Here is a 24,469-nt window from a genome sequence, read left to right on the forward strand (position 1 = left end):
GCGACGGGTGGCGGTGTGTCCGGTGGCGGTCGACCACAGTAGGGGCCGCGGGGGGTGCGCGACGGCCACGCCGTGCCGGGTGGCCGTAAAGAGCCGTCTTCCGTGACGCCACGTCAATCCCGTACGTTTCCGTGGGCTTGATCAGCGGACCTGATCAGCGGATTCCATCAGTGGTGCGGAAGGGGACGGTTGTGCGCGCGGTGACGGTGCGGAAGGCGGTACGCGGGGTGGTGGCGGGGTGTGTCGCCGCGGGGGTGCTCGCGGGGACACCGGTGGCGGCACAGCCCCGGACCACCGCCACGGACGACCCCTCGTACGCCGCGACCACCGGGGTGGGCCTGCACAACGCGTACGAGAAGGCCAAGTACCCCTACCTCGCCGACGCGCTCGACTCCGGCGCCGCCATGCTTGAACTCGACGTGTGGACCAACGCCTTCGGCCGCGGCTGGCGCGTCTCGCACGGCAACCCCCTCGGCAACGACAACAACTGCGAGAACGCGCAGCGGCCCGAGGAACTGCGCACCAAGCCGCGCGACCAGCGGCTCGACGGCTGCCTGGCGGACCTCAGGGCCTGGCACGACGCCCACCCGGGGCACCGGCCCGTGCTCCTCAAGATCGAGCTGAAGGACGGCTTCCAGGCGCGCCACGGGCGCGGCCCCGCCGACCTCGACGCGCTGCTGCGCACCGGGCTCGGGGACGCCCTGTACCGGCCCGGCGACCTCGCGACGGGCGGGCAGACGCTCGACGCGGCCGTCCGCGCCAAGGGCTGGCCCGGCCGGTCCGCGCTCGCGGGGAAGTTCGTCGTCGAACTGATCCCCGGCACCGTCGAGCAGAACAACCCGGTCGACACCCTGTGGACCGACCGCGAGTACGCCACCCACCTGCGGGACCTGGCCGCCGCGGGCGGACTCGGCGACGCCGCTGCCTTCCCCGCCGTGCTCGGCGCCGCATCCGGCGACCCGCGCACGCGGTACGCGGACGCCTCGATCCGGCCGTGGTTCGTGCTGTTCGACGGGGACGCGTCGGTGTACGCGGGCGGGTCCGTCGACACGAAGTGGTACGCCGACCGGGGCTACCTGGTCGTCATGACCGACGCCCACAAGGTGCCGCCCGCCATCGACGGCACCCGCCCGACCGAGACCCAGGCCCGCGACCGGGTCACCCTGCTCGCCCGCCGCCACGCCAGCGTCGTGTCGGCGGACTGGTATCCGCTGCCGGGGGTGCTGTCGACGGTGCTGCCGCGCGGTTAGGGCGGCGCCTTCGGGTCTGGGGGCTCGGGCTCGGCGGCCTGTCCGGGCTCAGTGGCCTTTTCGGGGAGTGGTGGCTGCCCCTTGGGGTGTGGCGGGCCCTTCGGGTGGCGGGCGCGCGTGCGGTGGTCGGGCCGCGAGGGGCGCGTGTCCGGGCCGGAGCGGCCGTGCGCCCTTGCTGGACCCCGCCCGGCGCCCGCGCCGGACCTGCCCCGCACCCGCGCCGGACCTGCCCCGCACCCGCGCCGGACCTGCCCCGCACCCGCCCCGGGCCCGCCCCGCACCCCTGCCGGAACGGCCCGCGCCCCGTACCGTGAACGGATGACAGCGCCCCCCGCCCCCGCCGACCTCGTCATCAGCGGCTGCACCGTCCTCGTCCACGACCCGGCGGAGGGCATCGCCTTCGCCGAGGACGCCGCCGTCGTCGTCCGCTCCGGCGTGATCAGTGACGTCACCACCGCCGCGGCGGCCGCCGGGATCGACGCCGTCGAACGCCTCGACGCACGCGGGCAGGCCGCCCTGCCCGGCCTGATCAACTGCCATACGCACGCGCCGATGGTGGCCCTGCGCGGGGCCGCCGAGGACCTGCCCGTGGAGGAGTGGTTCAACGACCGCGTGTGGCCCATCGAGTCCAACCTCCGCGAGCGCGACGTGGAGCTCGGCGCCCGGCTCGCCTGCGCCGAGCTGATCCGCGGCGGCGTCACCACCTTCGCCGACCACTACTTCGCCATGGACACCGTCGCCGACGTCGTCGCCGAAACCGGTCTGCGTGCCGTGCTCGGACAGGCATACTTCTCCTCGCAGGGGCCCGGCGGCCGGGAGGCGTCCCTGGACTTCGCGCTCCGCCGCGCGGGCGCCGCCGAGGGCCGCGTCACCACCTGCCTCGCCCCGCACGCCCCGTACACCGTCGACGACGCCGACCTCGCCGCCACCGCCGAACTCGCCCGCGACCACGGCCTGCTCGTCCATCTGCACGCCGCCGAGAGCCGCGCCCAGACCGAACACAGCCTCGCCCGGCACGGCGCCACCCCCGTCGAGATCCTGCACCGCGTGGGCCTGCTCGACGTCGACGTCCTCATCGCCCACGGCACCGGCATCGTCGACCGCGACGCCGCCGCGCTGCGCGCCGCCACCGGCCGCGTCGCCGTCGCCAGCGCGCCGCGGGGCTATCTGAAGTTCGCCTGGGACCCCACCCCCGTACGGTTCCTGGCCGACCTCGGCATCCCGGTGGGGCTCGCCACCGACGGCGCGGCCTCCAACAACACCCTGGACGTGTGGGAGTCCATGGCGCTCACCGCGCTCGTGCAGAAGTCCGCCACCGGCGACCCCCGCCGGCTGACCGCCCGCCAGGCCCTCCACCACGCCACGCTCCAGAGCGCCCGCGCCGTCGGCCTCGGCGACCGGATCGGCTCCCTCGCCCCGGGCCGCCGCGCCGACCTGATCCTCGTCGACCTCACCGGGCCGCACACCCAGCCCGTGCACGACCTGGCCGCGACGCTCGTCCACAGCGCCCGCAGCGGCGACGTCCGTACGACGATCGTGGACGGGCGGATCCTGATGCGCGACCGCGAGCTGCTGACCGTCGACGTCGCGGCGGTGGCGGCCGAGTTGACCGAGCGGCTGCCCGCCCTCGTCGAGCGGGGCCACGGCCGGCGGATCCAGGAGTACGACGCGTGAAGGAGACGGTGGGGGTACGGCGCGTGAGCCGCCGCGCGGGCCGGGCCGTTGCCCGTGTGCCGAAGCGGCCTCCCGCCCGTGCGCGACCACAGCCCGGCCGTGAGCCCCCGACCACCACTCCTTAGGGTGAGCACCATGGCGACACCCCGGCCCTCCGCGTCCCCTGACGAGTCCTCCGCGGCCCCTGCGGCTCCCGCACCGCTCGAAGGCGCCCCCGAAGGCGCCCCCGGCACCCCCGACGGGCTCGTCGACGACCCCTACGGCACCTACGCCGCGCTGCGCGAGCACGCGCCCGTGCGCCGCGTCACCGGCACCGACGGCAACGCCGCCTGGCTCGTCACCCGTTACGCCGACGTCCGCGAGGCCCTCGCGGACCCCCGCCTCTCGCTGGACAAGTCGCACGCCCTGCCCGGCAACTACCAGGGCTTCGCGCTGCCGCCCGCCCTCGACGCCAACATGATGAACATGGACCCGCCGGACCACACCCGGATCCGCCGCCTGGTCGTCAAGGCCTTCACCCCCGGCCGCGTCGAGCGGCTGCGCGCGCCCGTGCGCCGCGCCGCCGCCGAACTCCTCGACGCCGCCGAGGAGGCGGGCCGCACCGGCGGCGTCGACCTCGTCGCCGCGTACGCGGCCCCGCTGCCCATCGCCGTCATCTGCGACCTGCTCGGCGTGCCCGCCGCGCTCCGCCGGGACCTGCGGACCTGGACCGACGCGCTCGTCGTACCCGACCCGGAACGGCCCGGGCGCGCCAAGGAAGCCGTCGGTGAGCTGCTCCGCTACTTCACCGCGCTCCTCGCGGAGAAGCGCGCGGCGCCGGGCGACGACCTGCTCTCCGACCTGATCGCCGCCCGCGACGAGGGCGACCGGCTCAGCGAGGACGAACTGATGTCGCTCGCCTTCCTGCTCCTGTTCGCCGGGTACGAGAACGTGGTGCAGCTCATCGGCACCGCCGTCATCGGACTGCTCCGCCACCCCGCCCAGCTCGCCGCGGTGCGCGCCGACCCGGCCCTGCTGCCCGGCGCCGTCGAGGAGTTCATGCGCCACGAGGGCCCGGCGCTCCTCGCGATCCGGCGCTTCCCGCTGGAGGACGTCACCATCGCCGGTGTGCGGGTGCCCCGTGGCGAGACCGTCCTGCTGTCCCTCGGCTCCGCGGGCCGCGACCCGGAGCGCTTCCCCGACCCCGACCGCCTGGACATCACGCGCGACACGAGCGGCCACCTCGCCCTCGGCCACGGCATCCACCACTGCCTGGGCGCGCCCCTCGCCCGCCTCCAGACGACGATCGCGCTCGACGAACTCCTCCGGCGCTTCCCGCGGCTCGCCCTCGCCGTACCGGAGGAGGAGCTGCGGTGGCGCCCCTCCATCCGGGCGCGCGGTCTGCTCGCCCTGCCGGTCACGCTCTGAGGACGTCGTGCCGCTGTGCCGCTGTGCCGCTGTGGGAAGCCCTTCCCGAAATTCCGCGCCGCACCGATGAGTTCCGGTGGCGGCGGGGGTCAACCCTGCCGAGAACCGCGGACCGCGACCCGGAGGAATGCGCCATGGGACTTCCGCACATCGTCACGCGCGAGGAGTGGCAGGCGGCGCGCGACGAACTGCTGGCCAAGGAGAAGGCCGTCACGCGCGCCCGCGACGCGCTCAACGCCGAGCGGCGCGAGCTCCCGATGGTGGAAGTGGTCAAGGAGTACGTCTTCGACGGTGCCGACGGCAAGGTGACGCTGCTCGACCTCTTCGAAGGGCGCGCCCAGCTCGTCGTGCACCACTTCATGTTCGCCCCGGAGTGGGACGCGGGCTGCCGCGGCTGCGCGGCGTTCCTCGACCAGATCGGGCACCTGGCCCACCTGCGGGCCCGGGGCACGACGTTCGTCGCGCTCTCCCGCGCCCCCTTCACCCGCATCCTGCCCTTCAAGGCCCGCATGGGCTGGGTCGTGCCCTGGTACTCCACGTGCGGCGCCGAGTTCAACCGCGACTTCGACGCGACGCGCCCCGACCCGCGGGGGCACCTGGTGGACCGCCCCGGCATCAGTTGCTTCCTGCGCGACGGCGACCGCGTCTTCCACACGTACTCGACGTTCGACCGCGGCCTCGACGGCCTCGGCTCCACCACCAGCCTGCTCGACCTCACCGCGCTCGGCCGCCAGGAGCAGTGGGAGGAGCCCAAGGGCCGCGCCACGGCACTCGGCGCGCCGGCCGGCGGCGGAGAGGTGCGCTACCACGACGAGTACGAGGAGTACGAGCTGCACGGACCGTACGGGTACTGAGCCCACGGGACGGGAGGGGGGACCTGGGGACGGTGGATTCCGTGGGGGCGGGGGTGCGGAATGCCCGGGAACGGCCCCGGCTCCGTCTCGGTTGGGTCACGCCGCGAGTCCTTCCGCGTGTGTCGCGCGTTCTCCTCAGTGCGGAGCCGTCGCTCCGCACGGGACACACACGGGGGATCAAGGAACATGATGAACGGACGAGTGGTGCTGGAGCGCTTTCCCGCGGGCGGGCCGCGTGGATCGTGGCCCGCGGAGGAGTTCGCGCGGGACCGGCGCAGTGAAGGACAGCCCGCCGAGGTCGTGATGGACCTGGCGACCGACGCCTTTCTCGTGATCGTGCGGGACGGGCCGGAGCGCCGGGGTGCCGACGAGTGCTCCGTCGCCTGAGCGGGAGCCGGGCCGAAGGCCATATGCCCGCGACCCGGTGGTGACGGACGGTCATAATGAGCGGTGACAGACAGTCACCCATGCTCCATGGGCCAGGGTCCGTCCGTATCTGACGCAAAACGAACGGATTGCGCCAACAAAAGGGGCGGCGCACGCCGATCGGCGTGCGCCGCCCTCAGTGCTGTGCGCCCGGGAGTCAGGCGCGCACGGGCCCGGCCCAGCCCGGGACGGCGCCGGACATCCGGCACAGGGCCAGGTACAGGGGGATGGGCGGCGTGTACGGCACCGAACTCTCCGGCCGGTGCACGAGCACGGGCTCCCGCGTCGCGTCCGGCACCAGCGCGCCCGGCGAGTAGAACGCCGAGGGCGGCCACTCCAGCGCCACGTCGGACTCCGCGGGAACGATCCACCACCAGCGCGGTCCGTCCTCGTACACGCAGCCGACGCGGGGCAGCCGTTCGAGGAGCCGCGGTCCGAACTCCGCGGGTGCGGCGACGGCGTCGCAGCCGAGCGGCTGCCGCATTCCGGCGGGGACGGCGAGCCGTGCCACTGGCTGCACAATCACGGCTCGCCGTCCGGTCGCCCGCTCCCGCTCGCGCGAGAGCCGTACCAAGGTGTCAAGGTCGAACGGTCGTGCTGTCCCCGTGCTCACATATCCCCCGACCGCATCACTGTCGCACTCGCATCCCTGCCCCGGCGGCTCGCGGGCCGTCGGTCACGCGCTGGTTGGTCCGATGGCGCACGCCGCCGGTCAGGCCTCTGCCGTGGCCGCCGGGGGCGCGGCACCCGCAGGCGCCGAAGCCGTCCGTCTCTGCTGTGTTCCCTGTCCCGGCCGCCGGCCGGAGTGACCGCCGCCGAGGCGATCGGTCCCGCTCCCGCGGTGCTCGGTTCCGAGGCGATCCGTCCCGAGGCGATCGGCCCCGAGTGGATCGCTCACGCGTGGATCGCTCCCGAGTGGACCGGTGCCGAGGAGATCGGTGCCGGTGTCGAAGGCCAGGCTGTCGAGATCCCCGCCGAACTGGTCGGTCGGCGGAGACATCGGTAGCTCCGCCCACACCGAAAGGCCGGTTCCGGACTGCTGGACACCCCATGCGTTGCTCACGGCACTCACGAGGAGCAACCCCCTCCCGTGCTCCTCGTCAGGCCCGCGCAGGCCGGTCGGGCGTGGAACCCCCGATCCACAGCCCTCGTCGCGTATGGCTATCCGCACGGTGTCGGCTTCCGTGCGGATCTCACAGACGACGGTCCGGCTCGCGGTGTGCACGATGGCGTTGGTGACCAGCTCCGACACGACGAGCGCCGCGGTGTCACAGGCGTCGTCGCCGACCGCGAGGGAACTGAGCCGGTCGCGCGTCAGCCGCCTGGCACGGCCGACAGAGCTCGGCAGCGCGGCCAGGGTGAAGGTGACGCAGGGATCGGCGCCCTCGGTCCGCTCCTCGGCGCGGGCGCCAAGTCGGGGCTCGGTGGCTTCAGTTCCTAACGATGCGGGCGGAGTCACGCTCTCCACTATCGCCCCGTCGCGAACACCTTGGCAAGAGCCACTCTGAAAAGTGCACAGTGACATGTTCCTTTGAGACGTCCCATGGCACACTTCTCGCAACGCCTCACCATGCGGCGTGAGTTGACGCACCGCGTGACTACGTACAGTGACGCGAAGTGGCAAGATGCGATGCAGAGAGTGACGCGTAGTGGGTGGAGGTAAGTCGTGAGCGAACCGCGGTCGGCGCCGACCGTCGGGCAGGTCGTTCTCGGTCGTCGCCTGCAGGACCTGCGTGAGCGCGCGGGACTCAAGCGCGACGAGGCCGCGCGGGTCCTGCGTGTGGCCCCGGCCACCGTGCGCCGCATGGAGACCGCCGAGGTCGCGCTGAAGATCCCGTATCTGCAGCTCCTCCTGAAGGCGTACGGCGTGCCGGACGACGAGGCCGAGGCGTTCGTCGCCCTCGCCGAGGAGGCGAACAAGCCGGGCTGGTGGCAGCGGTTCCACGACATCCTGCCGAACTGGTTCAGCATGTACGTCAGCCTGGAGGGCGCCGCCAGCCTCATCAGGTCGTACGAACCGCACTTCATGCACCGGTCTGCTGCAGACCGAGGACTACGCGCGTGGCGTCCTGCTGTCCGGGGCCATCGGTCAGACCCGGCCCGAGGACATCGAGCGCTACGTCGCCCTGCGCATGGAGCGCCAGACGCTGCTCAGCCGCGAGGACGCGCCGCGCCTGTGGGTCGTCATGGACGAGACGGCGCTGCGGCGGCCCGTCGGCGGCCCCGAGGTGATGCGCGCGCAGATCGACCGGTTGCTCGAGGCGACCGAGATGCCGCATGTGACGTTGCAGGTCGCGCCGTTCGCGGCGGGCCCGCACCCGGGCACGTTCGGACCGTTCGTGCTCTTCCGCTTCGCCATGGCGGAGCTTCCGGACATGGTCTACAGCGAGTACCTCACCGGCGCCGTCTACCTGGACGCACGCGCCGAGGTGGCGACGCACCTGGAGGTCATGGACCGCATGGCGGCCCAGGCCGCTACCGCACAACGCACGAAGGAGATCCTCCGGGATGTCCGCAAGGAGCTGTGAATGGACCGAGATCGACACCGTGCGGGCACGGGCCCCGCGTCCCGGCCCGACACCCGCGCCGATTCCCGGCCCCCAGGGTCCTCCCGGGTCTACAACGGCATGCCCGCCCGCGACCTCGGCAACGAGGGCTGGCACAAGCCCTGGAGCGGCGGCAACGGCGGCAACTGCCTGGAAGCCATGAAGCTCGCCGACGGCCGCGTCGCCGTACGCCAGTCCTCCGACCCCGACGGCCCCGCCCTCATCTACACCGATGGCGAGATCCGGGCGTTCATACAGGGCGCGAAGGCGGGGGAGGCGGACTTCCTGCTGTCGTGACGCGCGTAGCGGCCCCGCGCCGCACGCGTCCGGATCTGGCGCGATCCCTACGCCCGCCCGCACCTTTGTCCGTACGGTGTCCGTAAGTTGTCCACCGCCCCTTCCGTACGTGGCTGTGCCTGGGCCACCGTGCGGGACGTACGAGGTGCGCGTGCAAGCTGCCGCGGTCCGTTGCGGCCGAGCCGACGAGGAGTCCCCATGACCGGGTCCGGAGCCGGCCGCCCCCGCGCCGCGGCGGAGGCGGCCGCGTCGCCGTACATCGACACCAGCAAGCCGCACCCCGCGCGGATGTACGACTGGTGGCTCGGCGGCAAGGACAACTACCCGGTCGACGAGGAGATGGGCCGCCGGCTCGTCTCCATGGACCCGCGCATCCCCGGCATCGCGCGGGCCAACCGGGCGTTCATGCAGCGCGCGACGCGGTGGCTGGCGGCGTCCGGGGTCCGCCAGTTCCTCGACATCGGCTCCGGCATACCGACCGAGCCGAACCTCCACCAGATCGCGCAGGGCGCCGTACCCGACGCCCGCGTCGTGTACTGCGACAACGATCCCATCGTGCTGGCCCACGCGGAGGCACTGCTCCGCTCGACCCCCCAGGGCGCGACGGAGTACATCCAGGCGGACGTCCGCGAACCGGCGGCGATCCTCGACCGGGTCCGCGCGACGCTCGACCTCACCCGGCCCGTCGCCCTCTCCCTGATCGCCCTGCTGCACTTCGTGCCGGACCAGGACGGCCCGTACGAGCTGGTGGACCGGCTCATGTCCGCGCTGCCGTCGGGTAGCTGGCTGATGCTGTCGCACGGCACCGGCGAGTTCACCCCCGACCGCGCCAAGGCCGCGGGGGACCTGTACAGGTCCCGCGACCTGGACCTCGCCCTGCGCGACCGCGCGGACGTCCTCCGCTTCTTCGACGGCCTCGATCTCACACCCCCGGGCGTGACGGTCGTGGACGCGTGGCATCCCGAACTGGGGGAGCCCGTTCCGGTGGCGGGCGAGGGGCCGGTGCCCATCTACGGCGGCGTGGCACGGAAGGCGTGACCCGCGGGGTGTGACCTCTCGCGGTGTGGTGCCGTGGCGTGGTGCCGTGGCGCGGGGGAGGGGCACGGGAGTGCCGCGGGACGGGCAGCGGGTCAGGCCGCACGTCAGGCCGCGGGGCGGGCCGCGGGTCAGGTGATGCCGAGGTCAGGTGATGCCGATGACGAAGGACGCCGCGGCGGCGGTGGCGGCACCGGTGCGGACGTGGTTCCACACCGTCCACTCCCGCACGTACGTACGCCAGTACGCGGCGCCCTGCTCCGACTCCGCGTCCACCTTCGCCAGCGCGTCGTTGCGCGGCACGTTCGCCGCCACGGTCACGCCGAAGCAGCCCACCAGGTACAGCGCGGCGCCGAGCAGCAGCTCCACCGTGCCCTCGTCCGGCCACAGCACGAAGGTGACCACGGCGAGCACCGCGCACAGTCCGGTCGCGCCCATGAACAGGGCCATGAATGCCGGCGTGACCGCCGCGACGTTGATGGCGTTCATCGCGGCGATGCCCCGGGCCGGGTCCAGCGCGGCCAGGCCCTTCATCACGAACGTGGAGAAGCCGATGAACACACCCGCGACCAGACCGCAGGCGACGGCGCCGAGGACGGTGAGCACGAAGTAGGGTCCCTCGATCATGGCAACTCCCTGACTGGTCCGGCCTTCGGACGATCGCTGCTCCCGGGGGACCGGGCCTCGGGGCGGTCGGCGCGCCGCGCAAGATCCTGCACGGTGTGGTGTGTCTGCGACAAGTGAAATGCCACGACGCGCTTTCGGCCATGTCCCTGCCCCGCCCCCTCATACGCGCCCGTCTCACCGCCCTGCCGGGCCCCGCCCCGGCGGGGTCACTCCCGCCAGACCCGCAGGGCCGCTTCCACCGCGCCCGCCGTGTGGCGCCTGGCCTCGCCGCGGGGGACGCCCCGCATCAGCAGCGCGTCGTACTCCGTCCCGCCGTGGCGGACCGCCGCGGTCACGGCCGCCGTCACCGCGCCCGGCGTGAGCGCCCGGCCGGCCGCGCTGCGGCCCACGCGACCGCTGCCGCGCACCGAGGCGTGCCCGGCGATCCGCCGGGCCCGCTCCGGCGGACAGCGGGGGAAGAGCCGCAGTATCTCCGCCGCGAACGCCGCCGCGAACCGCTCGTCCCCCGCCGCCCGCCGGACCGCGTCCCGCGCGCGGCGCCGCGCCCGCGCCTCCGCGTCCGCGAGGCACCGCTCCTCGGCCCGCGCGAGCGCCGCCTCCTCGACCAGCACGCCCTGGCGCTCGTACCGGCTCTTGCGCCGGTTGAAGCGGACCACCACCGCCCACAGGCCGCTCCCCTCCCGCGACCGCCGGGTCAGGGCGGTGTCGCCGCGCGGCAGGTACACCAGGTGGCCGAGGTCGGCGCAGCCCAGACAGCGCGGCCTGCCGTCCGCGAGGACGAGCAGCGACAACGGCCCGGCCCCGCACTCCGCGCACCGCTTGCGCTTCAGGGGCCGGAACACCACAAGGCGCGCGGTGCCCTGGGCCGCCGCCGGCTGGGGCGGGGTCGTGGAGGGCTCCAGGGCGGGTTCCACGGCGGGGTCCACGGTGGGTCTCATGGGAGGTTCCTTCCCGCCCGATGGCAGGCCGTACGCGGAAGCGCCCCCAGGCCGATCGGCCCGGCCCGGCCCGGCCCGCGCCCCGGGCCGCCGGGCATCATGGCCCCGTGCGACTCGAAGCGATCACCTGGGAACGGCTCACCGACAGCCTCGCCGACCGGCTCCTGGAGCTGAGCCCCGCGGACGGCGCCCCCTGGCCCCGCGTGGCCTTCGACGGCGCGCCCGCGGCCCGGCCCGGCGACCTCGCGGCCCGGGTCGGCGAGGCGCTGCGGGTACGCGGGCGGCCCGCGCTCGTCGTCGGCACGCAGGGCTTCCTGCGGCCCGCCTCGCTGCGGTTCGAGTACGGGCACGAGGACGTCGAGGCCTACTACAGCGGCTGGTTCGACACGGCCGCCCTGTGGCGCGAGGTCTTCGGCCCCCTGGAAGCGGGCGGCACCGGCCGGGTCCTGCCCGACCTGTGGGACCCGGTGTCCGACCGCGCCACACGCAGCCCGTACGTCCACCTCGCTCCCGGCAGCCTGCTGTTGCTGCACGGCCCCCTGCTGTTCGGTCACTGGTTCCCCTTCGATCTGACGGTGCACGTACGCCTCTCCCCGGGCGCGCTGCGGCGGCGCACGCCACCGGAGGAACAGTGGACGCTGCCCGCCTTCGAGCGCTACGAGGCCGAGCACGACCCCGCGGCCGCCGCCGACGTGCTCGTCCGGGCCGACGACCCCCGGCACCCGGCCTGGAGCGGCTGATTCCGCTGCGGGTGCACCGGCCGGGCGGGGCGATGACAATGAAGTCGTCGGGACTAGCGGTGCCCCCGCGCCGCGCCGGCCGTCCGGCACCGGGAGGTACGTCATGACCACCGCCGGAGACATCATGCACAGCGGGGCCCATTGGATCCCCGCCCACGAGACCCTGGACCGCGCGGCGCAACTGATGCGCCAGCTCGACGTGGGCGCCCTGCCCATCAGCGACGAGAACGAGCGCCTGTGCGGCATCCTCACCGACCGCGACATCGTCGTCCGCTGCGTGGCGATGGGGCACGACCCGTCGCAGGTCACCGCGGGCGAACTCGCCCAGGGCACGCCGCGCTGGATCGCCGCGGACGCCGACGTCGACACCGTCCTTGAGGAGATGCGCGGCCACCAGATCCGCAGGCTGCCCGTGATCGAGAACAAGCGCCTCGTCGGGATGATCAGCGAGGCCGACCTCGCCCAGCACCTGTCGGAGGAGCAGCTCGCGTCGTGGTGCGAGAGCGTCTACGCCAAGAGCTGAGACTGCGCCGGGCCGAGGGCTGACACCTCGCTGCGCCGAGGGCCGGAACCCCACGCGCCGGAGGCTGGGCCCCGCCCGGAATGGGAGCCCGCCGCCGGCGCGGCGCCCCTCACAGCCAACCGTTGCGCCGGAAACCCCGGTACAGCGCGCAGCACGCCGTGGCGATCACCCCCATGACCAGTGCGTAGCCGTACTGCCAGCGCAGCTCGGGCATGTGGTCGAAGTTCATGCCGTAGACCCCGCACACCATCGTTGGCACGGCCACGATGGCGGCCCAGGCGGTGATCTTCCGCATGTCCTCGTTCTGCGCGACCGTCACCTGGGCCAGGTGGGCCTGCAGGATGGAGTTCAGCAGTTCGTCGAAGGCGGCTATCTGGTCGGCCACGCGCTTGAGGTGGTCGTCCACGTCGCGGAAGTACGCCTGTATCTCTGGGGCGATGACGCGCATGGGCTGGGTGGCGAGCACCTGCAGCGGGCGGCCGAGCGGCACCGCCGCCCGCTTCAGCTCCAGCAGTTCACGCTTGAGCTGGTAGATACGGCCGGGGTCGGCCGTGCGCCCGCCGGTGGGGGAGAACACCTCCGACTCGACCTCGTCGATGTCGTTCTGCACCGCCTCCGTCACCGCGAGGTAGTCGTCCACGACCTGGTCCGCGATGGCGTGCAGCACCGCCGCCGGGCCCTGCGCGAGCTGCTCGGGCGTCGACTCGAGCTGCTCGCGGAGCGGGCCAAGGGAACCGTGCCTGCCGTGCCGCACGGTGATGACGAAGTCCCGGCCGACGAAGACCATGATCTCGCCGGTGTCCACCACCTCGCTGGTCGCCGTCAACTCGGCGTGCTCCACGTAGCAGACCGTCTTGAACACGGCGAACAGCGACTGTCCGTACCGCTCGACCTTCGGGCGCTGGTGGGCGTGGACCGCGTCCTCCACCGCCAGCGGATGCAGGTCGAACAACTCGGCGACGTCCCCGAACTCCGCCTCCGTCGGCTCGTGCAGACCCAGCCAGACGAAGCCGTCGTCGTCCTTGCGGACCCGCGTCACGGCCTCGACGAGATCGTCGTCGCGCGCCGTGCTCTGCCGCACCCCCTTGCGGTACGTCACGCACTTCACCACCGAGGAGCCCAGAGGGGACCGGGCCGGGTGGCTCAGGTCGACACGCGGGCTGCGCCGGGTCAGGCGCGCCACCTTCCGCAGACCGCGGACGGTCCGCAGGCTCCCGACCTTGCGGAACCCGCCCACCTTCCGCAGATTGACCCCCATCGACATGAGCGACTCCTTGCATCTGGACTCGATGAACAAGTCTGCCAGCCGACCCCGACATCGCGTGGAGGCCTGTGGGAACGGAAGATTCCGGTCCATATCCCCCTGCCTCGCGCGTTTTTCCTCGCCGCTCCTTCGCTCCTCCCGCTCTCCATCCTCCGCTCCTGGCTGCACTACTCCTTCGCCGCTCCTGCGCTCCTCCTCCGGCGCTCCTGCGTTACTCCTTCGGTGCTCCCGCGATGTCATCCGCCTCGCGGCCGTTCGGCGCTCCGGCGATGTCATCCGCCTCGCGGCCGTGGCAAGGGCGCCGTCGGCGCGGGCACCGGTAGGGAGGCCGTCCGTGGTGGCGGCGCCGGCTCGGGCCGTGCCCCCACCCGCGACACCGCCCGTGCCCCGGCCCGGCAGCCCTCGGCCACCGCGTCCCGCAGGCCCGCTCCGGCGAGCCGCGACGCGATGAACGCGCCGGTGAAGGCGTCGCCCGCGCCCGTGGAGTCCCGTGCCTCCGCCCGCACCGCGGGTGCGCGGACCCGCACCGCGCCACCCCGGGCGACCAGCGCGCCCTCGGCGCCCAGCTTCACGACCACCTCGGCGAACCGGCGGTTCAGTTCCACCGCCGCGGCCGCCGGGTCCCGGAGGCCGGTGAGCAGTTCCGCCTCGTCCCGGCTCGGGAGCAGGACGTCGACGCCGTCCGTCCACGTCAGGAACCGGTCCGGCCCGTGCCGGGCAAGGAAGCCCGCCGAGGCCGGGTCCACGCTCACCGTCACACCGCGCGCCCGGGCCGCGTCGAGAGCTGCCCGCGCCGCCGCCCGGCTCGGCTCGGCGAAGAACAAGTAGCCGGACAGGTGCAGCCAGCCGACCCCGTCGAGCAGCTCGGGCGTCCAGTCGCCGGGCGTGAGGCGCAGGGACGCGCCGCTGTCGGTGAGGAACGTACGCTCCGCCGCGGCGTCGCCCGTGTCGACGAGGCTGATGACCGTGCCGGTCGGTGCCTCGGGGTCGACGGCGAGACGAGCCCGTACGGCCGCCCGGGACAGGTGCTCCTCGTGCCATGACGCCGCGTCGGCGCCCACGCGGCCCAGGAAGCGGACGTCCGGGTGGCCCCAATGGGACGCCCAGCAGGCGACGTTGGCACCCGCGCCGCCCGGCACCACGCGGACGGCGGCGGCCGTGTCGGTGCCGGGGGAGAGCGGCGCGCGGTGCCGGGCGACGATGTCGGTGACGACGTCTCCGACGACCAGCAGGCCTGGGGAGCGGTTGGGCAGGTGGGCGCTGTTCGACGCGCTGCTTGGCATGGTGGTGTCGCCTGGCCGGTGGGCGCTGCTCGGCTTGGAGGCACCGCCTGACCGGTGGCCGCTGCCTGCTGTGGAGGCGCCGCCCGGCCCGCTCCCGGGGCCCTCCTGCCTCATCCCTGCGCCCACGCGGTGGCGATCCGTGCCGCGAGGCGTACGTTGCCGCGTACCGCCGCGAGGTTCGCCTCCAGTGACGCCCCCTCGGTGTGCCGTACCAGGAAGTCCAGGAGGAACGGGGTCACTGCCTGCCCCGTCACGCCCCGCGCGTCGCACTCCCGTAGGGCCCGGTCGAGTACGCGCGCGTGCAGCGTGGGATCGAGCTGCTCCTCCTCGGGCACGGGGTTGGCCACGACGAGCGCCGACTCGGGCCCGTCCAGCGCGTCCTGGGCCCGCATCACCTCCGCCACGTCGTCCGGCGTCCGCAGCGTCCAGTCCACCGGGTGGCCGGAGTCGGCGAGGTAGAAGCCGGGGAAGCGCTCCGTCCGGTACCCGGCGACCGCGACGCCGAGGGTCTCCAGGCGCTGGAGGGTCGCCGCCACGTCCAGGATCGACTTCACGCCCGCGCACACGACCGTGACGCGCGTCCGCGCCAGCAGCCCCAGGTCCGCCGACTCGTCCTGGGTCGCCGTCCACTCGCGGTGCACTCCACCGAGCCCGCCCGTGGCGAACACCCGCAGTCCCGCGCGCGCGGCCAACAGTGCCGTCGCCGACACCGTCGTCGCCCCGCTCGCGCCCGTGGCGACGGCCAAGGGCAGGTCGCGGTGGCCGAGCTTGCGGATGCCGTCCTCCCCGGCGATCCGCTCCACCTGCTCGTCGTCCAGGCCGACGTGCGGGCGCCCGTCCAGGACGGCGATCGTCGCCGGGACGGCGCCCTCCTGGCGTACGGCCGCCTCCAGTTCCCGTGCCACCCGCAGGTTGCGCGGGCGCGGCAGCCCGTGCGCGATGATCGTGGACTCCAGGGCCACGACCGGCCGCTGTCGTGCGAGAGCCGTCTGTACCTCGTCGGACACCACCAACACAGGTCTGCCTCCTGCCGGTCGGGACGCCTTCGCTCCTGGCTTCATCCCTGGCGGCCGGTGCGGCACGGCAAACCCATTAGGGTGACCGGCCATGACCACGAACGATCAGAACGCCGCGTCTTTTGTCGTCCACATTCCGGATGCCGAGCTGGAGGAGGAGCCGCTCGACCCCGAGCAGATCGTGTCGGGTGACCCCGTGGTCACCGGCAAGGTCCTGTGGGAGTCCGCCGACGGCAAGCAGGTGCGCGGCATCTGGCAGATCACCCCCGGCGTGGTGACCGACACCGAGGCCGACGAGCTGTTCGTGGTCGTCAGCGGGCGGGCCACCATCGAGGTGGAGGGCGGCGGCGTCCTGGAGGTGGGCCCCGGCGACGCGGCCGTCCTGCGCGAGGGCGACCGTACGACGTGGACCGTCCACGAGACGCTGCGCAAGGCCTACCACATCACGCAGAGCGCCTAACCGGCCCCTGCGGCGTCCGAGCCCCGCCCGTGGCCCGGCCCCCGGGTACACAGGGCCAGGGCGGCCAGCGGCAGGAGCAGCAGCGCCGCCCCGAGCGTGAGCCAGCCGTAGCTCGCCCGCGCGACCACGAGTCCCGCGACCGCGCCGCCGACGCCCGCCGCCGTGTTCATCGTCAGGTCCGACAGACCCTGCGCGGCGGCCCGCGCGGCCTGCGGTACGGAGTCGGTGAGCAGCGCGGAACCGGACACCAGCCCCGCCGACCAGCCGAGCCCGAGGAGGAACAGGCCCGCCGCCGTCTGCGCGTGGCGGCCGCCCGCCGTGCCCGCCAACAGGGCCGAGACGGCGAGCAGGCCCACGCTGAGGCCGATGACACCGAGCCGCCCGAACCGGTCCGCGAGCCGCCCCATCACGGGGGAGAAGGCGTACATGCCCGCGATGTGCCCGCTGATGACCAGGCCGATCAGGTCGATGCCCGCCCCGTGGTGGCCGAGGTCGACCGGTGTCATCGACATGACGGAGACCATGGCGGTGTGCGCGACCGCGACCGTCATCAGGGCCAGCCGGGCCCGGCCGGACGCGGCGACGGCGGCGATTCCGGCGCGCAGCGAACGGCCGGCCGCCGAGGTGTCCGCGTCCGGCTCCAGGGCGCGGGCGGTCAGCAGCGGGTCGGGGCGCAGCAGCACCGCCACGACCACCGCCGAGAGCAGGAAGGCCCCGGCCGCCCACACGAACGCGCCGGACGCCTCCGGGACGCCCAGGGCCGAGACGCTGCGCCCCGCGGGCGCCGCGATGTTCGGGCCGAGGACCGCGCCGATCGTGGTGGCCCACACCACGTTCGAGATGGCCCGGGCCCGCACGGAGGGCTCGGCCAGGTCGGCGGCCGCGAACCGCGCCTGCAGGTTCGCCGAGGACGCCGCGCCGAACCCGGCCATGCCCACGAGCAGCAGCGGGAAGTTCCCGACGGCCGAGGCCACGACGACGACCACCGCGCCCGCCGCGCCGATCAGGTACGCCAGGACGAGGCCGGGACGCCGGCCCCGCGCGGTCATCAGCGCGGCCAGCGGCACCGAAAGGACGGCGGTGCCCGCGACCGTCGCGGTGGGGGCCAGACCGGACAGCGACTCGGTGCCGCTGACCTCCTTCGCCAGCACGGCGGCGAGCGCGACACCGGTGGCGACGCCGAGGCCGCCCAGGATCTGACTGGCGACGAGGACCGCGGAGACGCGGCGGCGCAGCGCGGGCAGATCGGCCACGGCGACGGGCGCGAGGCCCGCCCCCTCCACGGCGGTCACCGGCCACGCGCCGGACAGCGGTCCGACAGGCCGTCCGTCAGGTGCCCCGGGCGGCGGGACGGACGGCGCGACGGGCGCGGCGGGCGCGGGGCGTGCGGCGAGCGCGATGAGCGCCGGGCGCGCGACGGGTGCGGCGGGTGTGAGGCTATGGAGGATGCGGTCACGCGCGCAGTGTGCCAGCACCCCCTGACAGCCCTGACAGCCCTGACCCTGACAGCCCGACAGCCCCGGCTTTGAAAGCCCTGACGGCGCAGCCCCTCCATGACAGCCCTGGCAGCAGCCCCGGCCCCGACAACCTCGGCTCCCTGGTACGCGGCCTCGTCGGCGCTGCGCCCCGGCGCCCCGCCTCAGAACAGCGGCGCGGGCAGGACCCCCTCCAGCGCGAGCAGGTGCCGCTTCGTCTCCAGGCCGCCGCCGAAGCCGCCGATGCCGCCGTCGCTCTCGACCACGCGGTGGCAGGGCACCACGACCGGCAGCGGGTTGGCGCCCATCGCGACGCCCACGGCCTGGGCCGCGCCGGGCTGGCCGACGCGGCGGGCCAGGTCCCCGTACCCCACGACCGTCCCGTACGGGACGCCGGTCGCCAGCTCGCGGAGCACCTGGCGGTTGAAGCCGGAGATCAGCGACCAGTCGAGCGGCAGCTCGAAGTCGCGCCGCCCGCCCGCGAAATAGGCCTCGAACTGGCGTATGGACTCCGCGAGCAGCGGGGACGTGGGAGCCTCGACCGGCTCGGCGCCCAGGCGGGCGCCGAGCCGCTCGACGGCCTTGTCCCGCACGGCGTCCGACGCGTGGAAGACGACGTTGACCAGGCCCTTGCCGGTCGCGGCGAGCAGCAGCGGGCCGATGTCGCTGGGGACGACGGCCCACACCGGGCCCGGCTGCGCGCCCCGCTGCTGACCCTGCTCGGTGTGCCCCATGGCGTTCATGCACACCACCGTACGACCGGGCACTGACAACGCCCCCGGCACGGTCCCGCCGCCGAGGGCTTCGCGGTCAGTCGCGCAGGGCGGCCCGGACCACGTCGGGCTTGTTGGTGATGATGCCGTCCACGCCGAATCCGGCGACCCGCCGCGCCGCCGCGGCCTCGTCGACGGTCCAGGTGAAGATCTCCAGCGGCTTGCCGTGCGCTCCCTTGAGCTGGTGGATGCGGGCCACGTAGTCGGCGGTGATCGACGTGTGCGTCGAGTTGATCTGGTCGGCGAACTCCGTGTACTTGGGCAGCTCCGAGGCCGCCGGCGTGCCCAGGAAGCCCGTCTTGACGTCGGGCCGCAGGTCGTGCACCGTCCGTACGCTGTCCGCGCTGAAGCTCTGGACGACCAGCTTGTGCTTCACGTGGTGGCGGTCGAGCCAGCCGGTCTTGCGCAGCACCCGCAGTGTGTCCCGCTCGATGCCGGGGTACAGCTCGGGCTTCTTGATCTCCAGGACGAGCCGCTGGTGGTTGTGCGAGACCCGGTTCATGTACTGGGTGAGCGTCGGCACGCGCGCGCCCTTGTACGCGGGGCTGAACCAGCTCCCCGCGTCGAGCTTCGCGATCTCCTTGTAGGTGAAGTCCTTCACCTTCCAGGGCGCGCGGTCGGGGAAGACCTCCTCGACGTTCGTCGTCCGCTTCAGGTTGTCGTCGTGCACGATGACGAGCACGCCGTCCTTGGTGCGCTGCACGTCGTTCTCGACCCACCGGAAGCCCATCTCGTCGGCCTTGTCGATGGCCGCGAGGGTGTTCTCGGGGGCGTAGGCGGAGGCCCCGCGGTGGGCGACGACCAGCGGCCTGTGGTGCTGACCGGCCGCCTGTACCCCCGCCTGCGGCGCGGGCGTCGCGGCGGTGGCGGTGCCGGGCAGGACAAGGGCGCCTGCCCCCAGGAGGGCGGCGGTCGTGGCGGCGGCTGCGCGTGCGGGCACGTCTTCTCCTCGCGTCAGAACTCGGGGACGCGACGAGCGTGACAGTCCACGGCCAACGAGAAACAGGTGCAGGATGGCCACAGGTTGAACACCAGCCCCCCATGTGGGGACCCCGCGCGTGGGACCCGTGTCTCTTTGCCGGAAAATCGTTCGTACGTTCCTGGACGGGCCCTACCCTCGCCTCAGCCGACGCCCCGTCACCTGACGGCCGGCCGGGGCCGGACGGGCTGTTCCGGGGCGCTCGGGCACGACCATCCCGGGGCATTCGGGTACGACAGGCGGGAGGGCTAGCGCTCATGGAGGGCACGGTCGACGGCTTCAGCTACGGGCTCGTCACACCTGTGGTCGCGTACCTCATGGCCTGTCTCGGCGGTGCCCTCGGCCTGCGCTGCACCACGAGGTCCCTGCTCGTCGCGCACTCCTGGCGGCCGGGCTGGCTCGCCCTCGGCTCCGCCGCGATCGGCTCCGGCATATGGACCATGCACTTCATCGCCATGATGGGCTTCACCGTCCAGGAGACCCCGATCCACTACGACCGGGCGACCACCTTCGCGAGCCTCGCCGTCGCCATCGTCATGGTCGGCGTCGGGATCTTCATCGTCGGCTACCGGGGGGCCGGGGGAACCGCCCTGTTCACCGGGGGCACCCTCACCGGCCTGGGCATCGCGACGATGCACTACCTGGGGATGGCCGGTATGCGCCTTGGCGGCAGGCTGGAGTACAACACCCTCACCGTCGCCGCCTCCGTGGTGATCGCCGTCGTCGCCGCCATCGCGGCGCTCTGGGCGGCCGGGCAGGTGCGCGGCTTCCTGTGGAGCCTGGGCGCCAGCATGGTCATGGGCCTGGCCGTCAGCGGCATGCACTACACCGGCATGGCCGCCGTCAGCGTCCACCTGCACAGCACCCCGAAGACGCCCTCCGAGGGCACGTCCGCGGAGCTGCTCGCGCCCCTCATGATCGGCCCGCTGGTCTTCCTGCTGCTCGCGGGCGTGATCGTGATGTTCGACCCGCTGATGATGCTGGGCAAGGCCGACCTCAAGAAGGCCGCCGCCCGCCCGCGCCCCCACTCCTCCTTCGTGCCGCGCTCCGGCGACCGCCCGTACGCGCACGTCGGCCGCCGTGCCCCGGTGCGCCCGGGCCGGCGCGTCCGCCGCAGGCCCGGCGTCCGCGCCCCGCAGAAGTGGTGAGGGCGGCGGCGGGCGGCGCCGCGCGGAGCGGCGTTGTCAGTGCGGAGTCGTACGGTGGAACCCATGCGGCCCGTATCAAAGATCGAACGCACGGTGGCGCCCTTCGAGGTCGTCAGCCCGTACCAGCCCAGTGGCGACCAGCCCACGGCCATCGCCGACCTGGAGAAGCGCATCCGCGCAGGTGAGAAGGATGTCGTCCTGCTGGGCGCGACCGGCACCGGCAAGTCGGCCACCACCGCGTGGATGATCGAGAAGCTCCAGCGCCCCACGCTCGTCATGGCGCCGAACAAAACCCTGGCCGCCCAGCTCGCGAACGAGTTCCGCGAGCTCCTGCCGAACAACGCGGTGGAGTACTTCGTCTCGTACTACGACTACTACCAGCCCGAGGCGTACGTCCCGCAGTCCGACACCTACATCGAGAAGGACTCCTCGATCAACGAGGAGGTCGAGCGCCTGCGCCACTCGGCGACGAACTCGCTGCTCACCCGCCGTGACGTGATCGTGGTCGCCTCCGTCTCCTGCATCTACGGCCTCGGCACCCCCCAGGAGTACGTGGACCGCATGGTGCCGCTCAAGGTCGGCGACGAGATCGACCGCGACCAGCTCCTGCGCCGCTTCGTCGACATCCAGTACACGCGCAACGACCTCGCCTTCACCCGCGGCACCTTCCGCGTGCGCGGCGACACCATCGAGATCTTCCCGGTCTACGAGGAGCTCGCCGTCCGCATCGAGATGTTCGGCGACGAGATCGAGGCGCTGTCCACGCTGCACCCGCTCACCGGCGAGGTCATCAGCGACGACGAGCACCTGTACGTCTTCCCGGCGTCCCACTACGTGGCGGGCCCGGAGCGCATGGAGAAGGCGATCAACGGCATCGAAAAGGAGCTCGCCGAGCGCCTCGCGGAGCTGGAGAAGCAGGGCAAGATGCTGGAGGCCCAGCGGCTGCGCATGCGCACCACGTACGACCTGGAGATGCTCCGCCAGATCGGGTCCTGCTCCGGCGTCGAGAACTACTCGATGCACTTCGACGACCGCGCGCCGGGCACCCCGCCGCACACCCTCCTCGACTACTTCCCGGACGACTTCCTGCTCGTCCTCGACGAGTCGCACGTCACCGTCCCGCAGATCGGCGCCATGTACGAGGGCGACGCCTCCCGCAAGCGCACCCTCGTCGACCACGGCTTCCGGCTCCCCTCGGCGCTCGACAACCGCCCCCTGAAGTGGGAGGAGTTCCTGGAGCGCATCGGCCAGACCGTCTACCTGTCGGCGACCCCGGGCCCGTACGAGCTGTCCCGCTCCGACGGGTACGTGGAGCAGATCATCCGTCCCACCGGCCTCGTCGACCCCGAGGTCGTCGTCAAGCCCACCGAGGGCCAGATCGACGACCTGGTGCACGAGATCCGCAAGCGCACCGAGAAGGACGAGCGGGTCCTCGTCACCACCCTCACCAAGAAGATGGCCGAGGACCTCACGGACTACTTCCTGGAGATGGGCATCCAGGTCCGCTATCTGCACAGCGATGTCGACACCCTGCGCCGCGTCGAGCTCCTGCGCGAGCTGCGCGCCGGTGAGTACGACGTCCTGGTCGGCATCAACCTCCTGCGCGAGGGCCTCGACCTGCCCGAGGTCTCCCTGGTGGCGATCCTCGACGCCGACAAGGAGGGCTTCCTGCGCTCCGGCACCTCCCTGATCCAGACCATCGGCCGCGCCGCGCGGAACGTCTCGGGCCAGGTCCATATGTACGCCGACAAGATCACCCCGGCGATGGAGAAGGCCATCGAGGAGACCAACCGCCGCCGGGAGAAGCAGATCGCGTACAACAAGGAGAAGGGCATCGACCCGCAGCCCCTCCGCAAGAAGATCAACGACATCGTGTCGGCGATCGCGCGCGAGGAGGTCGACACCGAGCAGCTCCTCGGGTCGAACTACCGCAAGTCCAAGGACGGCAAGGGCGCCAAGGCCCCCGTACCTTCCCTCGGGACGGCGGCCGGCGACGCCCCCGGCAAGGCGGCCAAGAAGGGCGCCAAGGCCAAGGCCGGACAGGGCACGCCCACGGACAAGCCCGCCACCGAACTGGCCGCGCAGATCGAGGACATGACCGCGCGCATGCGGGCCGCCGCCGCGGACCTCCAGTTCGAGATCGCCGCCCGGCTGCGCGACGAGGTGTCGGAGATGAAGAAGGAGCTGCGGCAGATGAAGGAGGCCGGACTGGCATAGCCCGGAACGGCCCCGGCGTCGCGGTGTGTTGCAAGACCGACACAATGTGCCCACAGGCCTGCGGCGCGCTGGACACGGCTGCATAGGGTGAACGGGCGGCCGCCGAAACGGCGGCGGTCGCCCAGGGCAGTTCGAGAAGGGGACAGCGCGTGACGGTCAACATGACCAAGGGCCAGGCCATCAGCCTGCAGAAGAACGACGGGGGCGCCCTGACCGCGGTGCGCATGGGACTGGGCTGGAAGGCCGCCCAGCGGCGCGGCCTCTTCGGCACCCGGACCCGCGAGGTGGACCTGGACGCGTCGGCCGTCCTGTTCGCCGACAAGCAGCCCGTGGACGTGGTGTTCTTCCGCCACCTCGTCAGCGACGACGGCTCCGTGCGGCACACCGGCGACAACCTGGTCGGCGGCGTCGGCCAGGGCGGCGACGACGAGGCCATCCTCGTCGACCTCCAGCGCGTCCCGGTCCACATCGACCAGATCGTCTTCACGGTGAACTCCTTCACCGGACAGACGTTCCAGGAGGTGCAGAACGCCTTCTGCCGCCTGGTCGACGAGACCAACGGCCAGGAGCTGGCCCGCTACACCCTCGACGGCGGCGGCCAGTACACCGCCCAGGTCATGGCCAAGGTGCACCGCGCGGGCTCCGGCTGGCAGATGACGGCCCTCGGCAGCCCCGCCAACGGCCGCACCTTCCAGGACCTGATGCCGGCGATCCTGCCGCACCTGTAGGAACCGCCCCGCCGCCCTGGGGGGACCGCCTGCCGCACCCGCACGGACCGGCCGCCGCACCGGCGGCCCCGTCCCGGCCTGCCGGCACGACAGCACGTACGAAGGCCCGGCGAGGGGGCCGACAAGGGGGAACGAACGCGATGACGGCCGAGCTGGTCAGGGGGCAGAACCACCCGCTTCCCGGCACCCGCGTCGAGATCCGGGTGTCGGCCGCCCAACCGGTCGTCGCGGGCGCCACGCTCAGCGACGACCAGCACAAGGTGCGCGGCGCCTCCTGGGTCGCGCACCCCGGAGCCCCCACGCTGCCGGGGCTCGAGGTGTCCCGGCAGGCGGCCGCCGACCACCGCCTGGCCGTCGACCTCGAAGCGCTGCCGGGCGAAGCCCACCGGGTCAACGTCCTGCTCGCGCTGCCCGTCGGCACCGCGGGACCGGCGAGCTTCGGCGCCGTCGCCGCGCCGTTCGTGGCCGTCACCGCCCTCGACGGCACCGAGATCGCCAGCTACACCCTCACGGACCTCAGCACCGAGTCGGCCGTCGTCGCCCTGGAGCTGTACCGCAGGCAGGACGCCTGGAAGGTGCGCGCCGTCGGCCAGGGCTACGCCGGCGGCCTCGCCGAGATGCTGCACGACCAGGGCCTGCCCCAGGCGCAGGAGCTCGCGGCGGCCGTCAACGAAGCCGTGGCCCGGGGCCTCGCACGCGCCGTGGCCCCACCGCCCCGCCCGGCCGACGGGACCCGGGTACGGGCCGCCGCCCAGGGGCAGGCCGCGCCCGTCCCGGCGGAGGGCCACCCCGTGGGACAGCACCCGCCC

24 protein-coding genes and 1 pseudogene are annotated in these 24,469 nt (G+C 73.3%); 15 read left to right on the plus strand and 10 right to left on the minus strand.

Features of this window, described 5'->3' with window-relative positions; genetic code table 11:
• Window positions 1–191: 191 nt before the first annotated feature.
• The 5 genes from IE330_RS20035 to IE330_RS20055 all read left to right on the plus strand — a co-directional run bounded on the left by IE330_RS20035 (window position 192) and on the right by IE330_RS20055 (window position 5,572).
• Complete coding sequence (locus IE330_RS20035) at window positions 192–1,250, plus strand: phosphatidylinositol-specific phospholipase C domain-containing protein (protein WP_190137440.1); 1,059 nt, start codon at window positions 192–194, stop codon at window positions 1,248–1,250.
• A 318-nt stretch (window positions 1,251–1,568) separates the two neighbouring features.
• Window positions 1,569–2,924 (plus strand): amidohydrolase, encoded by a 1,356-nt coding sequence (locus IE330_RS20040; protein ID WP_190137441.1) that lies wholly within the window; start codon window positions 1,569–1,571, stop codon window positions 2,922–2,924.
• Between the two features lie 135 nt (window positions 2,925–3,059).
• Entirely contained in the window at window positions 3,060–4,331 is a 1,272-nt protein-coding gene (locus IE330_RS20045) for a cytochrome P450 family protein (protein ID WP_190137442.1), read from the plus strand.
• 134 nt (window positions 4,332–4,465) lie between these two features.
• Complete coding sequence (locus tag IE330_RS20050) at window positions 4,466–5,185, plus strand: DUF899 domain-containing protein (protein ID WP_190137443.1); 720 nt, start codon at window positions 4,466–4,468, stop codon at window positions 5,183–5,185.
• A 189-nt stretch (window positions 5,186–5,374) separates the two neighbouring features.
• Window positions 5,375–5,572: a DUF8839 family protein gene (locus tag IE330_RS20055; RefSeq protein WP_190137461.1), complete on the plus strand. Its 198-nt coding sequence runs from the start codon at window positions 5,375–5,377 to the stop codon at window positions 5,570–5,572.
• A gap of 196 nt (window positions 5,573–5,768) precedes the next feature.
• Here IE330_RS20055 and IE330_RS20060 read toward each other — a convergent pair whose 3' ends face one another.
• Window positions 5,769–6,224 carry a hypothetical protein gene (locus IE330_RS20060; RefSeq protein ID WP_373314693.1) on the minus strand — a complete coding sequence of 152 codons (456 nt, stop codon included), beginning with the start codon at window positions 6,222–6,224 and terminating at the stop codon, window positions 5,769–5,771.
• Between the two features lie 99 nt (window positions 6,225–6,323).
• Window positions 6,324–7,070: an ATP-binding protein gene (locus IE330_RS20065; protein WP_229925783.1), complete on the minus strand. Its 747-nt coding sequence runs from the start codon at window positions 7,068–7,070 to the stop codon at window positions 6,324–6,326.
• Window positions 7,071–7,277: 207 nt separating this feature from the next.
• On the opposite strand from IE330_RS20065, the pseudogene IE330_RS20070 reads away from it, so the two are divergent.
• The 3 genes and pseudogenes from IE330_RS20070 to IE330_RS20080 all read left to right on the plus strand — a co-directional run bounded on the left by IE330_RS20070 (window position 7,278) and on the right by IE330_RS20080 (window position 9,492).
• Window positions 7,278–8,139, plus strand: a pseudogene (locus tag IE330_RS20070) (Sco1979 family transcriptional regulator).
• Between the two features lie 99 nt (window positions 8,140–8,238).
• Window positions 8,239–8,454, plus strand: coding sequence for a DUF397 domain-containing protein (locus IE330_RS20075; protein WP_190137463.1), 216 nt, complete (start codon window positions 8,239–8,241; stop codon window positions 8,452–8,454).
• A 198-nt stretch (window positions 8,455–8,652) separates the two neighbouring features.
• Entirely contained in the window at window positions 8,653–9,492 is an 840-nt protein-coding gene (locus IE330_RS20080; protein WP_190137445.1) for an SAM-dependent methyltransferase, read from the plus strand.
• 144 nt (window positions 9,493–9,636) lie between these two features.
• On the opposite strand, the gene IE330_RS20085 is transcribed toward IE330_RS20080, so the two are convergent.
• Window positions 9,637–10,116, minus strand: coding sequence for an anthrone oxygenase family protein (locus IE330_RS20085; RefSeq protein ID WP_190137446.1), 480 nt, complete (start codon window positions 10,114–10,116; stop codon window positions 9,637–9,639).
• Between the two features lie 206 nt (window positions 10,117–10,322).
• Window positions 10,323–11,054: a DUF2293 domain-containing protein gene (locus tag IE330_RS20090; protein WP_190137447.1), complete on the minus strand. Its 732-nt coding sequence runs from the start codon at window positions 11,052–11,054 to the stop codon at window positions 10,323–10,325.
• A 107-nt stretch (window positions 11,055–11,161) separates the two neighbouring features.
• On the opposite strand from IE330_RS20090, the gene IE330_RS20095 reads away from it, so the two are divergent.
• Both IE330_RS20095 and IE330_RS20100 read left to right on the plus strand, forming a co-directional pair.
• Window positions 11,162–11,794: a nucleoside/nucleotide kinase family protein gene (locus tag IE330_RS20095; protein ID WP_190137448.1), complete on the plus strand. Its 633-nt coding sequence runs from the start codon at window positions 11,162–11,164 to the stop codon at window positions 11,792–11,794.
• A 103-nt stretch (window positions 11,795–11,897) separates the two neighbouring features.
• Complete coding sequence (locus tag IE330_RS20100; RefSeq protein ID WP_190137449.1) at window positions 11,898–12,317, plus strand: CBS domain-containing protein; 420 nt, start codon at window positions 11,898–11,900, stop codon at window positions 12,315–12,317.
• Between the two features lie 109 nt (window positions 12,318–12,426).
• On the opposite strand, the gene corA is transcribed toward IE330_RS20100, so the two are convergent.
• The 3 genes from corA to IE330_RS20115 all read right to left on the minus strand — a co-directional run bounded on the left by corA (window position 12,427) and on the right by IE330_RS20115 (window position 15,925).
• Window positions 12,427–13,581 carry a magnesium/cobalt transporter CorA gene (corA, locus tag IE330_RS20105; protein ID WP_190137450.1) on the minus strand — a complete coding sequence of 385 codons (1,155 nt, stop codon included), beginning with the start codon at window positions 13,579–13,581 and terminating at the stop codon, window positions 12,427–12,429.
• Between the two features lie 272 nt (window positions 13,582–13,853).
• Window positions 13,854–14,864, minus strand: coding sequence for a carbohydrate kinase family protein (locus IE330_RS20110; RefSeq protein WP_229925784.1), 1,011 nt, complete (start codon window positions 14,862–14,864; stop codon window positions 13,854–13,856).
• A gap of 110 nt (window positions 14,865–14,974) precedes the next feature.
• Window positions 14,975–15,925: a pseudouridine-5'-phosphate glycosidase gene (locus IE330_RS20115; RefSeq protein ID WP_190137451.1), complete on the minus strand. Its 951-nt coding sequence runs from the start codon at window positions 15,923–15,925 to the stop codon at window positions 14,975–14,977.
• Between the two features lie 46 nt (window positions 15,926–15,971).
• Between IE330_RS20115 and IE330_RS20120 the strand changes: the two genes are divergently transcribed.
• The gene (locus IE330_RS20120; protein ID WP_190137452.1) at window positions 15,972–16,340 is read left to right on the plus strand and encodes a cupin domain-containing protein; all 369 of its coding nucleotides are present in this window, start codon (window positions 15,972–15,974) and stop codon (window positions 16,338–16,340) included.
• Here the strand turns inward: IE330_RS20120 and IE330_RS20125 are convergent.
• From IE330_RS20125 to IE330_RS20135, 3 genes are all read right to left on the minus strand, one after another.
• Entirely contained in the window at window positions 16,337–17,632 is a 1,296-nt protein-coding gene (locus tag IE330_RS20125; RefSeq protein WP_190137453.1) for an MFS transporter, read from the minus strand. The genes IE330_RS20120 and IE330_RS20125 overlap by 4 nt on opposite strands.
• Window positions 17,633–17,979: 347 nt before the next feature.
• Entirely contained in the window at window positions 17,980–18,558 is a 579-nt protein-coding gene (locus IE330_RS20130; RefSeq protein WP_190137454.1) for a methylated-DNA--[protein]-cysteine S-methyltransferase, read from the minus strand.
• 67 nt (window positions 18,559–18,625) lie between these two features.
• On the minus strand, window positions 18,626–19,528 hold the full coding sequence (locus IE330_RS20135) for a glycerophosphodiester phosphodiesterase (RefSeq protein WP_190137455.1): 903 nt from the start codon (window positions 19,526–19,528) through the stop codon (window positions 18,626–18,628).
• A gap of 296 nt (window positions 19,529–19,824) precedes the next feature.
• On the opposite strand from IE330_RS20135, the gene IE330_RS20140 reads away from it, so the two are divergent.
• The 4 genes from IE330_RS20140 to IE330_RS20155 all read left to right on the plus strand — a co-directional run.
• A complete protein-coding gene (locus IE330_RS20140) occupies window positions 19,825–20,715 on the plus strand; it encodes an MHYT domain-containing protein (RefSeq protein ID WP_190137456.1) in 891 nt (296 codons plus the stop codon).
• Between the two features lie 63 nt (window positions 20,716–20,778).
• Entirely contained in the window at window positions 20,779–22,932 is a 2,154-nt protein-coding gene (uvrB, locus tag IE330_RS20145; protein ID WP_190137457.1) for an excinuclease ABC subunit UvrB, read from the plus strand.
• Window positions 22,933–23,081: 149 nt separating this feature from the next.
• Window positions 23,082–23,660, plus strand: coding sequence for a TerD family protein (locus IE330_RS20150; protein ID WP_190137458.1), 579 nt, complete (start codon window positions 23,082–23,084; stop codon window positions 23,658–23,660).
• Window positions 23,661–23,800: 140 nt separating this feature from the next.
• Window positions 23,801–24,469: TerD family protein (locus tag IE330_RS20155; RefSeq protein WP_190137459.1), on the plus strand; the 669-nt coding region annotated here is incomplete at its 3' end.

The sequence above is a fragment of the Streptomyces longispororuber genome (assembly GCF_014656095.1).
GTDB lineage: Bacteria > Actinomycetota > Actinomycetes > Streptomycetales > Streptomycetaceae > Streptomyces > Streptomyces longispororuber.

Excerpts from the sequence above, each read along its gene's own strand:
- IE330_RS20110 (WP_229925784.1), bottom strand. The coding sequence starts at position 14,864 with ATGCCAAGCAGCGCGTCGAACAGCGCCCACCTGCCCAACCGCTCCCCA.
- IE330_RS20140 (WP_190137456.1), top strand. The coding sequence starts at position 19,825 with ATGGAGGGCACGGTCGACGGCTTCAGCTACGGGCTCGTCACACCTGTG.
- IE330_RS20080 (WP_190137445.1), top strand. The coding sequence starts at position 8,653 with ATGACCGGGTCCGGAGCCGGCCGCCCCCGCGCCGCGGCGGAGGCGGCC.
- IE330_RS20055 (WP_190137461.1), top strand. The coding sequence starts at position 5,375 with ATGAACGGACGAGTGGTGCTGGAGCGCTTTCCCGCGGGCGGGCCGCGT.
- IE330_RS20085 (WP_190137446.1), bottom strand. The coding sequence starts at position 10,116 with ATGATCGAGGGACCCTACTTCGTGCTCACCGTCCTCGGCGCCGTCGCC.
- IE330_RS20075 (WP_190137463.1), top strand. The coding sequence starts at position 8,239 with ATGCCCGCCCGCGACCTCGGCAACGAGGGCTGGCACAAGCCCTGGAGC.
- IE330_RS20050 (WP_190137443.1), top strand. The coding sequence starts at position 4,466 with ATGGGACTTCCGCACATCGTCACGCGCGAGGAGTGGCAGGCGGCGCGC.
- IE330_RS20045 (WP_190137442.1), top strand. The coding sequence starts at position 3,060 with ATGGCGACACCCCGGCCCTCCGCGTCCCCTGACGAGTCCTCCGCGGCC.
- uvrB (WP_190137457.1), top strand. The coding sequence starts at position 20,779 with ATGCGGCCCGTATCAAAGATCGAACGCACGGTGGCGCCCTTCGAGGTC.
- IE330_RS20130 (WP_190137454.1), bottom strand. The coding sequence starts at position 18,558 with ATGAACGCCATGGGGCACACCGAGCAGGGTCAGCAGCGGGGCGCGCAG.
- IE330_RS20115 (WP_190137451.1), bottom strand. The coding sequence starts at position 15,925 with ATGAAGCCAGGAGCGAAGGCGTCCCGACCGGCAGGAGGCAGACCTGTG.
- IE330_RS20090 (WP_190137447.1), bottom strand. The coding sequence starts at position 11,054 with ATGAGACCCACCGTGGACCCCGCCGTGGAACCCGCCCTGGAGCCCTCC.
- IE330_RS20100 (WP_190137449.1), top strand. The coding sequence starts at position 11,898 with ATGACCACCGCCGGAGACATCATGCACAGCGGGGCCCATTGGATCCCC.
- IE330_RS20120 (WP_190137452.1), top strand. The coding sequence starts at position 15,972 with ATGACCACGAACGATCAGAACGCCGCGTCTTTTGTCGTCCACATTCCG.
- corA (WP_190137450.1), bottom strand. The coding sequence starts at position 13,581 with ATGTCGATGGGGGTCAATCTGCGGAAGGTGGGCGGGTTCCGCAAGGTC.
- IE330_RS20040 (WP_190137441.1), top strand. The coding sequence starts at position 1,569 with ATGACAGCGCCCCCCGCCCCCGCCGACCTCGTCATCAGCGGCTGCACC.